At 68.2% G+C, this 12815-nt stretch carries 11 protein-coding genes; all 11 read right to left on the bottom strand.

The genetic code is table 11. The features are described 5' to 3' along the window. Positions 1-22 precede the first annotated feature (22 nt). Positions 23-2398 carry a lysylphosphatidylglycerol synthase transmembrane domain-containing protein gene (locus ACY48E_RS11780; RefSeq protein ID WP_462872362.1) on the bottom strand — a complete coding sequence of 792 codons (2376 nt, stop codon included), beginning with the start codon at positions 2396-2398 and terminating at the stop codon, positions 23-25. Positions 2399-2420: 22 nt separating this feature from the next. Then, positions 2421-3104, bottom strand: coding sequence for a response regulator (locus ACY48E_RS11775; RefSeq protein ID WP_462872361.1), 684 nt, complete (start codon positions 3102-3104; stop codon positions 2421-2423). Next, the gene (locus ACY48E_RS11770) at positions 3101-5629 is read right to left on the bottom strand and encodes a sensor histidine kinase (RefSeq protein ID WP_462872360.1); all 2529 of its coding nucleotides are present in this window, start codon (positions 5627-5629) and stop codon (positions 3101-3103) included. Before ACY48E_RS11770 ends, ACY48E_RS11775 begins: the two co-directional genes overlap by 4 nt. 7 nt (positions 5630-5636) lie before the next feature. Next, a complete protein-coding gene (locus ACY48E_RS11765) occupies positions 5637-6275 on the bottom strand; it encodes a potassium-transporting ATPase subunit C (RefSeq protein ID WP_462872359.1) in 639 nt (212 codons plus the stop codon). Between the two features lie 3 nt (positions 6276-6278). Then, positions 6279-8309 (bottom strand): potassium-transporting ATPase subunit KdpB, encoded by a 2031-nt coding sequence (gene kdpB, locus ACY48E_RS11760; protein ID WP_462872357.1) that lies wholly within the window; start codon positions 8307-8309, stop codon positions 6279-6281. After that, on the bottom strand, positions 8306-9994 hold the full coding sequence (gene kdpA / locus ACY48E_RS11755) for a potassium-transporting ATPase subunit KdpA (RefSeq protein WP_462872356.1): 1689 nt from the start codon (positions 9992-9994) through the stop codon (positions 8306-8308). The genes kdpB and kdpA overlap by 4 nt, the downstream gene beginning before the upstream one ends. A gap of 3 nt (positions 9995-9997) precedes the next feature. Then, entirely contained in the window at positions 9998-10072 is a 75-nt protein-coding gene (gene kdpF, locus ACY48E_RS11750; protein ID WP_462872469.1) for a K(+)-transporting ATPase subunit F, read from the bottom strand. Between the two features lie 234 nt (positions 10073-10306). Continuing rightward, on the bottom strand, positions 10307-11227 hold the full coding sequence (gene mutM / locus ACY48E_RS11745; RefSeq protein WP_462872355.1) for a bifunctional DNA-formamidopyrimidine glycosylase/DNA-(apurinic or apyrimidinic site) lyase: 921 nt from the start codon (positions 11225-11227) through the stop codon (positions 10307-10309). Then, entirely contained in the window at positions 11227-12000 is a 774-nt protein-coding gene (gene rnc / locus ACY48E_RS11740; RefSeq protein ID WP_462872354.1) for a ribonuclease III, read from the bottom strand. The genes mutM and rnc overlap by 1 nt, the downstream gene beginning before the upstream one ends. Next, complete coding sequence (gene rpmF / locus ACY48E_RS11735; protein WP_462872353.1) at positions 11958-12140, bottom strand: 50S ribosomal protein L32; 183 nt, start codon at positions 12138-12140, stop codon at positions 11958-11960. The genes rnc and rpmF overlap by 43 nt, the downstream gene beginning before the upstream one ends. Positions 12141-12142: 2 nt before the next feature. After that, the gene (locus tag ACY48E_RS11730; RefSeq protein ID WP_462872352.1) at positions 12143-12742 is read right to left on the bottom strand and encodes a YceD family protein; all 600 of its coding nucleotides are present in this window, start codon (positions 12740-12742) and stop codon (positions 12143-12145) included. Positions 12743-12815: the final 73 nt, after the last annotated feature.

Below are 12815 nucleotides of genomic sequence, written 5' to 3'. Positions count from 1 at the left end.
CGACTGTATCGAGTGCCGATGGTCAGATCATGTCGACGCGGGTCATCCACCTCAGAATCGGCCACCCGGCGAACACCGGTATCCAGCAGGTGAGCACGCGGTAGAGCAGTACCGCGGGCACTGCCACGGCTGCGCCGAGACCGAACGCGACCAGCCCACCGATGAGTGCGGCCTCGACCGCGCCCACCCCGCCGGGCGTGGGCGCCGCGGAGGCGAGGGTGCCCCCGACCATGGTCACCACGGTCACCGTCACGAACGTGGTGTCGCCTCCGAACGCCTCGATGCCCACCCAGAGCGCGGCGGATGCGCCCAGGGTGGTCGATGCGCACCCGAGAACGATGAGGGAGAACTTCTTGGGGTTCTTCGCCAGATCCACGAGGTCTCGCAGCACCTCGGTCAGCTGCGGACGCACCGCGGTGGCGAGCCACCGACGCAGGGTGGGGACGAAGGTGAAGGTACCGATCACGCCGAGCAGTGCGCCGCCGGCGAGCAGGATCACCGACGCACTGGGCACGAAGTGCGAGAGCTGCGTCGAGGTGCCCGCGACCACGGAGAAGAAGACGAGCAACCCCACGTGGACGATGACCTGCATGCTCTGCTGCAGCGCGACTGCAGCGGTGGCACGCGGCACCGTCAGACCACCCTTCTGCAGGAACCGCACGCTCAGGGCCAACCCGCCGACGCCCGCAGGCGTGGTGGTGGCGGCAAAGGTGTTGGCCACCTGCATCAGAACCACATCGCGATACCGCACGAGCCCCGACGCACACGCCCATAACGCTCCGGCGGCACCGAAATACGTTGTCGCAGAGATCAACAGACCCGCCAGCGCCCACCACCACTTCGCATTTCCGAGCTCTGTGACGAATGCCGGCACCGAACTGACGAACGGGTACGCCACGTACACCAGCGCGATCAGCAGAACGAGCTGGAAGATCTGGCGTCGGGTGAACCGGGTGACCTGAGCGACGGGAATCGAGGCGGTGCCTGTGCGCTCGAGCACCTCACGACGGGTGGACTTGATGCGAGTGTCGGCGTCCGCCACGGACTTTCGTACCGCCGGTGAGATCGCGGGCTTGGTCAGGCGCCGCGACGCGTCGAGCACCACGCTCGCGCCGAGCACATCGATCGCCGCCTGCACGGCCACCTCCTGACCGTAGGTGTTCGAGGTGGTCAGCAGCAGATCCGCGACATCGGACTGGAACTGGGCGCCGGAGGCACCGAGTTCGGCGTAGGCCGAGCAGTCCACCAGCGCCACGCCGTCGTCGACCGTGATGGACTGTGCCCGCAGATCACCGTGCGTGAGCTGAGCATGGCGCATCCGGTCGAGTGTCTCCCACACCGCCCGCGCCTGCTCCGGCAGACCGCCGTCGAGCGGACGACCCCGGACGACCGTGCGCGCGCACAGCACCCAACCTCGCTCGAGGGCCTGAAGGGCCAGGATTCGCGACGCCGCGACCTCGACCTGACCGAACGCGATCGTCATCAGGGCTCGGTGCTCGACCGCGCGCCGCAGGGACGAGTGCAGGGGCGCGGTTTCGCTGCTGCGGAACCGGAGTGCACGCACGAACTGGCGGAGTACACCACCGCTGCGCTGATCGGCGGAGTACAACTCCACCAGCACCTGAGGTGGGGTGTGCCCAGCCACCGTGGCGGCCAGGACCAGGGGGCCACGACCGGCGGGCGCGACCACGCGGAATGCCGTGACGGTGAACCCGCGGCCGGCCAGCACCCGCACGGTGTCTCGCAGAGGTACCTCGAGGGCGGGGGTACCGACGACCCATCGGATGATCGCCCCCGCGAGGAACCCGGCGGTCATACCCAGCAGCGAACGTGCCGGCACGACGGTACTGACCACGAGGTGGATCGGGACGAACGCCACCAGGAGCGCCACCCAGGCCCGGCGCCACGGTGGGGACAATCCCGGACCGGCCACGGTCACGACGGCGGCGAGGAGAGCGATCCACCGCGGGTCGTCCAGGAACTGCGAGGGCAGTGTGTCCAGGCGGGTGGAGGAGTCGATGTGCCATGTGGGACCGGAGAACCCGTTCACGCTGATCGAGAGGGAGACCACAGCCACCACCGCCGCTGCGATGCACCCGGCCAGCAACTTCCACTTGCGCGCGAGCACCAGACCCACCAACACGCCCACCGGCAGCGCAAGGATGGAGATCCCGTAGATCAGGTAGACGATGTTGGACTGATCGGGCGAGAGCACACCCACGATGTCGGAGACCGAGCGCTCGAGCGCATCCCATTCACTGCGGGTGATGACAGAACCCGCGATAACGGCGGCAACGCCCAGTGCGGCGAGCAGGACTCGCAGAATGTCGGTGGTGCGACGGGTCAGCGGACGCAGCAGCGATCCCTCGACCAGGATCTCCCGTCCTTCGAACCGCACGCTGGGAAATGTACGCGACGAATCAGACGGTGAACCGATAGCCCATTCCCGCTTCGGTCAGCAGATGTCGCGGGTGTGAGGGGTCGGGCTCGAGTTTGCGGCGCAGCTGAGCGAGGTAGACACGCAGATAGTGCGTCTCGGTGTCGTAGGCCGGACCCCACACCTCCCGGAGCAGTTCGCGCTGCCCGACCAGCTTTCCACGATGACGAACCAACACCTCCAACATTCGCCATTCGGTGGGGGTCAGGTGCACCGGCGCTCCGTCACGCACGACGGTTCGCGCGGCCAGATCCACGGTGAACGACCCGGTGGTCACCACCGGATCGGACGCGTCGGCACCGTCCTGGGAGGCCCGCCTCGCCGCCACCCGCAGGCGAGCGAGGAACTCGTCCATGCCGAAGGGCTTGGTCACGTAGTCGTCGGCGCCGGCGTCGAGAGCCTCGACCTTGTCGGCGGAGTCACTGCGGGCCGAGAGCACAATCACCGCTGCCGAACACCAGCCACGCAGGCCGGCGAGAACCTCGGTGCCGTCGAGATCGGGAAGTCCGAGATCGAGCACGATGACATCCGGGTGGGTCTCGGCAGCGGCGCGCAGAGCGCCGGCGCCCGTGGAGGCGGTGCTCACCTCGTACCCGCGAACGCTGAGGTTGATGCGCAGCGCGCGCAGGATCTGCGGCTCGTCGTCGACGACGAGAACGCGGGTCACGCCGACACCGCGGACCGGCGACCCGAGCGGGCGGCCGGGAGGTCGACGGTGACGGTCAGGCCGCCACCGGGGGTCGGACTCGGCGTCACCGTTCCACCCATCGCCTCGACGAATCCGCGAACGACGGACAAACCGAGTCCGACGCCGGTGGTGTTGTCACGATCGCCCAGCCGCTGGAACGGGTCGAACATGCGATCGTGACCGTCGGCGTCGATTCCGGGGCCGTGATCGATCACGGCAATCCGGACACGGTGACCGACCTCGGCGGCACGCACCAGGATCTCCCCCGTCGGTGCGTAACGCAGCGCGTTGTCGATGAGGTTGGCCAGGACCCGTTCGAGGAGACCGTCGTCGGCCACCACGGCGAGATCGCCGACTTCGACCCGCACGCGCGCCCGCGCCGGGGCCGCCGCACCCGACGCCCGATGGACCACCTCGTCGATGAACACGGTCGAGGCGGTGGGACGAACAACTCCCGCGGCAAGCCGTGAGGAATCGAGCAGATTGCCCACCAGAGCGGCGAGTTGGTCGGCGGACTCGTCGATGGTGGCGAGCAGTTCTGCGGTGTCCTCCGCGGTGAACTGCACATCGGTACTGCGCAGACTCGACGCTGCCGCCTTCACCGCTGCCAGCGGCGTGCGCAGATCATGGCCGACTGCCGAGAGCAGCGCCCGCCGGAGACGGTCGGACTCGGCGAGAGCCGTTGCGGCACTGGCCTCCTCGGCCAGTCGCGCCTGACGCACCAGACCCACCGCCTGGTTGGCGACGGCCATCAGCACCCGCCGATCAGCTGCACGTGTACGTAAGCCGCCGAGCAGGAGCGCGTACTCCCCGTCGGCCACCTCGATGGCGGTGTCCGCCGCGTCCACCGACTGCGGTGGGTCGTCGCCGACAGCACTGAGCACGGTCGGACCCTGCACGAGCGTGACCGCGCGCTGGCCGTAGGTCTCGCGGACGCGGTTGAGCAACGCCGTCAGGTCTGCTCCCCGCAGGATCGACCCGGCGAACAGAGCCAGCAGTTCGGCCTCGCGCGAGGCCCGCCGCGCCTCGCGCGCACGCCGGGCGGCGGCGTCGACCAGCACGGCGACGGCCACGGCCACCACCAGCAGCACGACGGTGGTGACGAAGTTGTCGGGCTCGGCGATCGTGAAGCTGTAGCGCGGCTCGGTGAAGAAGTAGTTCAGCAGGAGCGCAGAGAAGAGTGCGGACAGCGCCGCCGGACCGACGCCGCCGAGGAGGGCGACCGCCAACACCACGATGAAGAACAGCGCGCTCTCGCCACCGAGCTGCAGCATGCCGTCGAACAACGAGATGATCGCAGCGGCGATCGCGGGCACGACCAGCGCGGCGAGCCACACCCAGGGTCGGCCGAGGGCGGGCGCCCCGGTACGTCGAACGGTGCCGGCCTTCTCGTGAGTGACCATGTGCACGTCGATCGCTCCCGACTTCTGCACCACGGTGGACCCGATGCCCTCGTCGAGAATGCGCGCCCACCGTGACCGTCTGGACGTGCCGAGCACCAGCTGGGTGGCGTTGACGCTGCGCGCGAACTCGAGGAGCGTGGTGGGAACGTCGTCGCCGACCACGGTGTGCAGGGTTGCCCCCAACGCCGTCGCGAGTGTTCGCACCTTGCCCATGTGCGCCGCCGACACCCCGGTCAACCCGTCGCCGCGCACCACGTGCAGCACCATCAGCTCGGCCGAGGACTTCGCCGCGATTCGGCTGGCACGCCGCAGGAGAGTCTCCGATTCCTCTCCCCCGGTCACGGCGACCACTACTCGCTCGCGTGCCTCCCAGGTGGCGTCGATCGAGTTGTCCGCGCGGTACGCCGCCAGCGCCGCATCCACCTGATCCGCCACCCACAGCAGCGCGAGCTCACGCAGCGCCGTGAGGTTTCCGCGGCGGAAGAAGTTGCCCAGCGCGGCGTCGACGCGATCGGCGGGATAGATGTTGCCGTGGGAGAGCCGACGACGCAGAGCCTCCGGAGTGATGTCGACCAGTTCGATCTGCGCCGCCGCACGCACAACTGCGTCGGGAACGGTTTCGCGTTGTGTCACGCCGGTGATGCGTGCGACCACGTCGTTGAGGCTCTCGAGGTGCTGGACGTTGAGGGTGGAGATCACGTCGATCCCCGCGGCGAGCAGTTCCTCCACGTCCTGCCACCGCTTGGCGTGACGCAACCCGGGGGTGTTGGTGTGTGCGAGCTCGTCCACCAACACCAGTTGGGGTGCGCGGGCGAGCACCGCGTCGAGGTCCATCTCGAGCGAGCGCACCGACCGGTACTCGACCTCGCGCGGCGGCACCAGTTCGATGCCGTCGAGAAGACGGGCGGTACCGGTTCGACCGTGCGTCTCCACCACCGCGGCCACCACGTCGCATCCACGCGAGATCCGCCGGTGGGCCTCGCCGAGCATCGCGTACGTCTTCCCGACACCGGGAGCAGCACCGAGGTAGATCCGCAGTTCACCGCGGGTCCCCGCCGTGACCCGCTCGGCCGCGGCCGCATGCTGCTCGTGTCCGTTCACCTGTGCATTATCTCCCCGAGCACGACGGAGCCGTGTTGCCCACGGCGACGTTCAGGGCGGACACGTGCACTGCGGGCTGGCCGAGGAAACCGAACTGCCGTCCCGAGGTGTTCTCGGCGACGAGTTCGCGGACCCGGTCCTCGCTCAGACCGGTCACCCTCGCCACGCGTGGGATCTGGATGGCGGCGTACGCCGGACTGATGTCCGGATCGATCCCCGAGCCGGAGCCGGTCACCGCGTCCACCGGAACGTCGGCTGGACTGACGTTCTCTCGCGCCGCGATCCGAGCCCGCCGAGCATCGATGAAGCCCGCGAGCGCGTCACTGCTGGGCCCCTGGTTCAGCGGCAGGGCCGCGGACGGATCCCCCGGCGCGAACGGATCGTTGTTCGACAGCGAACCGACCACTCGCGAGTGGAAGAAGGGATCCGGCGCGCCGTCGGGCACGGCGACGTCGACGCCGATCAGGGCGCTGCCGACGACGCATCCGCGCGAATCGGTGATCGGTGAGCCCTCGGCCGAGGTGCTGTCGATGCGGGACAACGCCCAGACAACGGCCGGATATCCCACTCCGACAACGAGAGTGAGGGCGAGCAGAACTCCGAGACCGACGAGCGCCTGGCGGAGGAAGGAGACGGTGGTTCGCATGAATCAGCCTATTCCGGGAATATGTCGGACCAGCAGATCGATCAGCCAGATGCCGATGAAGGGTGTGATCACACCGCCGAGTCCGTAGATCAGCAGGTTGCGGCCCAGCAGCGACGACGCGGACGAGGGGCTGTAGCGAACACCCCGCAGCGCCAACGGGATCAGGGCCACGATCACCAGTGCGTTGAACACCACCGCGGACACGATGGCCGACGACGCGGTGGACAGCCGCATGATGTTGAGCGAATCGAGTTGCGGGTAGAGCCCCACGAACATCGCCGGCAGGATCGCGAAGTACTTGGCCAGATCGTTCGCCAGGGAGAACGTGGTCAGAGCTCCGCGAGTGATGAGCAACTGCTTGCCCACCTCCACGACCTCGATCAGCTTGGTGGGATCCGAGTCGAGGTCGACCATGTTGCCGGCCTCCTTCGCCGCGGAGGTGCCGGTGTTCATCGCCACACCGACGTCGGCCTGCGCCAGAGCGGGTGCGTCGTTGGTGCCGTCGCCGGTCATCGCCACCAGTCGACCACCCTGCTGTTCGCGTCGGATGAGGGCGAGCTTGTCCTCGGGTGTCGCTTCGGCGAGGAAGTCGTCCACACCGGCCTGCGCCGCGATCGCACGCGCGGTCAACGGGTTGTCGCCGGTGACCATGACCGTGCGAATACCCATGGCCCGCAGGCGGGCGAACCGCTCGGCGATGTTCGGCTTCACCACGTCGGAGAGTTCGATGACACCGAGTACCCGCGCGGCGCCGTCCTCCCCACCGGTCCGCCGGGCCACCACCAGCGGGGTGCCGCCGGCCTGTCCGACCTCGTCGACCACCACCGTCACCGCCGGGTCGGGCGAATCCGCCCACGCCAGCACGTTCGAGGCGGCTCCCTTGCGGATGCTCACCTCGCCGAGGTCGAGTCCACTCATCCTCGTCTGCGCGGTGAACTCGACGAACTGCGCCGACTTCTCCTGTGCGGACGGCTCGGCGGCGAGGTCGAACTGCTCGGCGCACAGATCCACGATGCTCCGCCCCTCGGGTGTGCCGTCCGACAGGGACGACAACCGCGCAGCCTGCGCGAGTTCGATCATGGTCACCCCCTCTGCCGGGTGCAGAGCGGTGGCGCGGCGGTTACCGAAGGTGATGGTGCCGGTCTTGTCCATCAGCAGGGTGTCGATGTCGCCCGCCGCCTCGACTGCGCGCCCGGACAGGGCCAGAACGTTGCGCTGAACGAGCCGGTCCATACCGGCGATGCCGATCGCCGAGAGCAGGGCGCCGATCGTGGTCGGGATCAGACACACCAGCAGAGCGATGAGCGTGATGGGGTTCTGCGCCGCACCGGAGTAGATGCTCATCGGCGCGATCGCCACGACGGCGAACAGGAACACGATGGTGAGCGAGGCCAACAGGATGTTCAACGCGATCTCGTTGGGGGTTTTCTGCCGCGCGGCTCCCTCGACGAGGGCGATCATCCGGTCGACGAACGTCTCCCCCTGCGCCGCAGTGATTCTCACGACGATGCGATCCGAGAGCACCGTGGTACCGCCGGTGACCGCGCAGCGATCGCCGCCGGATTCGCGCACCACGGGCGCGGACTCGCCGGTGATGGCCGACTCGTCCACCGAGGCAATTCCCTCGACCACGTCGCCGTCGCCGGGGATGGTCTGCCCGGCCACCACGACCACCCGATCGCCGACCACCAGATCGGTGCCGGCCACGGACTCGGTGGTGCCGTCGGCGAGCAGTCGGTGAGCGACGGTGTCCCGCTTGACCCCGCGCAGGCTCGCCGCCTGCGCCTTACCGCGCCCCTCGGCGACGGATTCGGCCAGGTTGGCGAACAGAACGGTGAACCACAACCAGCCCGCCACCAGCCAGGCGAACACCGACGGATCGACGATCGCCATGACGGTGGTCACCACCGAGCCGATGAAGACCACGAACATCACCGGGTTGGTGGCCAGGTGGCGCGGATCGAGCTTGGCGAAGGCTCCGGGCAGCGATGTCCACAGTTGCGAGGGGTTGAAGTATCCGGACGTGACGGTCATTGCAGAGCCTCTGCGATCGGTCCCAGCGCCAGCGCCGGGAAGAAGGTCAACGCCGCCACGAGGACGACGGTCCCGGTGAGCAGAACCACGAACAGCGGACCGGTGGTCGGCAGGGTGCCGGCGCTCGCGGGCACGCGCTTCTGCTTCACCAGCGAACCGGCGAGAGCGAGCGTGAAGATGATGGGAAGGAATCGTCCGAGCAGCATGCACACGCCCAGCGACACCTGGAACCAGTCACTGGTGACGGTGAGTCCGCCGAATGCACTGCCGTTGTTGTTCGATGCCGACGCGTACGCGTAGAGCACCTCGGAGAATCCGTGAGCGGCCCCGGGGGTGCCGGGGTCACCGCTGTTGCCCAGGGCCGCTCCGGTGTCGGAATCGGCGATGGCGATGCCCGCGCCGACCAACACCAGCACCGGCATCACCAGCACAGACAGGGCCGCCATGGTGATCTCGCGGCGCCCGAGCTTCTTCCCGAGGTACTCCGGGGTCCGGCCGACGAGCAGTCCGCCGACGAACACCGCGACCACGGCGAGCACGAGCATCCCGTACATACCGGTGCCCACACCACCCGGTGCCACCTCACCGAAGAGCATGTTCACCAGCACGGCACCGCCGCCCGCGGGTGACATGCTGTCGTGCGCGGAGTTCACCGCGCCCGTGGAGGTTCCGGTGGTGCTGACGGCGAACAGGGCCGAAGCGGGGATGCCGAAACGCTGCTCCTTGCCTTCCATCATCGAGCCGGCCGCGGTCGCCGCGACACCGCGGGCGCCGGACTCCGCTGCCAACGTCACCGCAAGAACCGATCCCCACAGCAGCACCATCACGCCCAGTACCGAGAGCCCCTGGCGACGCTCACCGACCATGGTGCCGAACGTCCGGGTGAGCGCCACCGGGATCAGCAGCAAGGAGGTGATCTGCACGATGTTGGTCAGTGGCGTCGGGTTCTCGAACGGGTGGGCCGAGTTGGCGGCGAGGATGCCACCACCGTTGGTACCGATCTCCTTGATCGCCTCCTGCGAGGCGACCGGGCCGAGCGCGTTGGTCACCGCCGTACCGTCGAAGTTCGTCGAGGTGAACGAGGTGTCGAACGACATCACCATCCCCTGCGCGAGGAAGATCAGGGCGACGACGAAGGACAGCGGCAGCAGAACCCGAACGACGCCGCGGGTGAGGTCGACCCAGAAGTTGCCGAGCTCACCGCCGGTACGCACGTGGACGAAGCCGCGGATCACCGCGACCGCCACGGCCAGGCCCACAGCTGCGGATGCGAAGTTCTGCACCGCGAGACCGAGGGGCTGAGTGAGGTTGCTCATCGTCGTCTCGGGTGTGTACGACTGCCAGTTGGTGTTGGTGACGAAGGAGATCGCGGTGTTGAACGCGACGGACGGGCTCACCCCGGGCAGGTCACCGCTGAGCGGCAGGACGCCCTGGATGCGCTGGAGAACGTAGAGGAATACCACGCTCACCGCGGAGAACGCCAGCAGCGAGAGCGCGTACCCCACCCATGTCTGCTCGGCGGAGGAATCGATTCGACACACGCGATAGATGGGCCGCTCGACCCTCAGGTCCGCGGTCTCGGAGGAGAACACCCGCGCCATGTAGTCCCCGAGCGGCACGTAGGCCAGCGCGAGGACGAGCAGGACGGCGAGGATCTGGAGGGTGGCAGCAAGGGCTGCGTTCATCGATCAGAACCTCTCGGGGTCGAGAAGTGCCACGAGCAGATACACGGCCAGCGCTGCGGCGATCACCAGCAGCACCACCGTTTCGAGGCCGGCCGCCGTCACGACGAGGTCTTCGCGAGAGCGGCGACGACACCGACACACGCGCCGAACAAGCCGACGACGGTCACCAGGAAGGCCAGATCAGCCATGACGTGAGATCCCTGTCCAGGAAGGGGCCGGGCGGGGTGCTCGGCTCGCTGGAGGAGAGCCTGCCCTCGATCACCTGTCGCGAGCCCGGCATTTACGCAAGGTTGACGGATCTACCTGCGGCTTTTACGACATCTTGATGCGCGGTCGCGGCTGGCAGCGCGGACAGCTGAACGACGATCGGTTCATGAACTTCTCGCGGCGGATCGGCGCGCCGCACCGGGCGCACGGTCGGTCCTCCTGGCCATAGGCGGCCAGAGAGCGGTCGAAGTAGCCGGACTGGCCGTTGACATTGACGTACAGAGCGTCGAAGGAGGTCCCGCCCTGCGCCAGGGCTTGCTCCATCACCTCGGTGGCGGCGTCGATGACGGCGTGCAGGCGCGGGCGGCTGAGCGAGTCGGTGAGTCTGGCGCCGTGAACCCTGCTGCGCCAGAGCGCCTCATCGGCGTAGATGTTGCCTATGCCTGACACCACGGTTTGGTCGAGGAGTGCGCGCTTGATCTCGGTGTGCTTGCCGCGCAACGTACGTACGACGGCAGCGGCGTCGAAGAGCGGGTCCAGCGGATCACGCGCAATGTGCGCCACCGGAGCGGGTAGGTCGGTACCGTCCACCGTCACCATGTCCGCCAGTGCCCAGCCGCCGAAGGTCCGCTGATCGACGAACCGCAGTTCACCGCCCTCGGGCGCACCGTCGAGGTGAACCCTGATGCGCAGATGCTTCTCGTCCGCGGCGGACGACGGCTGCACCAGCATCTGCCCGCTCATACCGAGGTGGACCACCACCGCCAGGTCGTCGACGGTGGGCTCCGCCACCGCCGGGGCATGCTCGCCGGCGTCCTGCGCTCTGGTTACCAGCCACAGGTACTTCCCGCGTCGCTGTGCAGCGACCACGCGCCGCCCGGCGAGTCGATTCTCGAGGTCCACGCTCCCCTGCTCGTGACGGCGGGTGGCCCGCGGATGCAGCACCGCAACCGACGTGATGACGCGTCCGACGACGTGGGCGTCGAGTCCACGCCGTACCACCTCGACCTCGGGGAGTTCGGGCACTACGCGGTGGCGTCCAGAGCAGTCCAGGCGGTCGACGCCGCCCGCTGCTCCGCCTCCTTCTTGGACCGGCCGACCCCGACACCGAGTGCGTCGCCGCCGATGAGGACGGTGGCCGTGAACTCCTTGTCGTGATCGGGTCCGGTTGCGGTGATGGTGTACGTGGGTACCCCGAGCGAGCGTTCGGCCGCCAGTTCCTGCAGGCTGGTCTTCCAGTCGAGTCCGGCGCCGAGCCGGGGGGCGCGGTCGAGAAGCGAGCCGAAGAGCCGCAGAACCACCTTGCGCGCAACGTCGATCCCGTGCTGGAGGTGGATGGCTCCGAGCAGCGACTCCATACCGTCGGCCAGGATGGACGGCTTGTCGCGCCCACCGGTCATCTCTTCGCCCTTGCCGAGCATGATGTGGCGGCCGAGCCCGCCGTCGCCCAGGGCGCGCGCCACCTCGGCGAGCGCGTGCATGTTGACTACGCTGGCGCGGATCTTGGCGAGCTCACCTTCGGACTTGTCGGGGTGCCGTTGGTAGAGGGCCTCGGTGATGCTGAGCCCGAGCACCGAATCCCCGAGGAACTCGAGGCGCTCGTTGGTGGGTAGGCCCCCGTTCTCGTACGCGTACGAGCGATGGGTCAGTGCCAACGACAACAGGGGTTCGTCCAGCGAGACGCCGAGCGCTGCGAGAAGCGACTCACGATCGCTCCCGAGGCTCGGCGTGTCGAGGGACTCGCTCACTGCGGGGATCAGATGACCGCGTTGACCTGGCGACCCTTGTACGTCCCGCATGCCGGGCACGCGGTGTGCGGCAGGGTCTTCTCGCCGCACCCGCGGTTGGGGCAGGTGATCAGGGTGGGTGCCGTGGTCTTCCACTGGCTGCGACGCGATCGGGTGTTGGATCGCGACATTCTGCGCTTGGGGACAGCCACTTCTACTTCTCCTCGTACTCGGATGCGTCAGGGGTGGGCAGCACCTTCTCGGCGAGCGCGGCCCAGCGAGGGTCCAGTATCTCATGGCTGTGGCCCGGTTCCGTAATCGCCAGGCGTACTCCGCACTCGGCGCACAGTCCAGGGCAATCCGGAGTGCACAGCGGACGCAGCGACAGGCCGAGCCCGGCCGCGTCGGCGATGGCCGGCTCGAGGTCGATCGACTCGTCCTCGACTCGATACAGGTCGTCCTCGTCCGTGGTCTCGTCGGTGGCGCTGTCCGGGTACGCGAACAACTCCGTGACCGGCAGGTCGACGTGGGAGGTGAACGGTTCGAGGCAGCGCGAGCACTCACCTTCGGTATCGGCCGACACCGTTCCGGAGACGAGTACGCCCTCGGACACCGACTCGAGTCGCAGATCCAGATCGAGCGGGGCGCCGGGGAGGATCGCGATCAGATCCAGACCCAACCGCGCGGGGGATGCGACGGTGGTCCGAACCTCGAGCATGGAGCCGGGACGGCGCCCGAGTCGTCGGGTGTCGAGGACCAGGGGCGAGGAGTTCGGCGTACGAGACGCGGAACCACGGGACGGGCGGGGTGGCACGGAAATCCTGACGGTGTGAGGGGCTTCGGTAAGACTCCCAGGCTACGGGACGACTTTCCCGACCGGCAAAGCC

This window comes from Rhodococcus sp. AZ1, from assembly GCF_054979605.1.
This window is presented reverse-complemented; position numbering and strand designations above follow the sequence as displayed.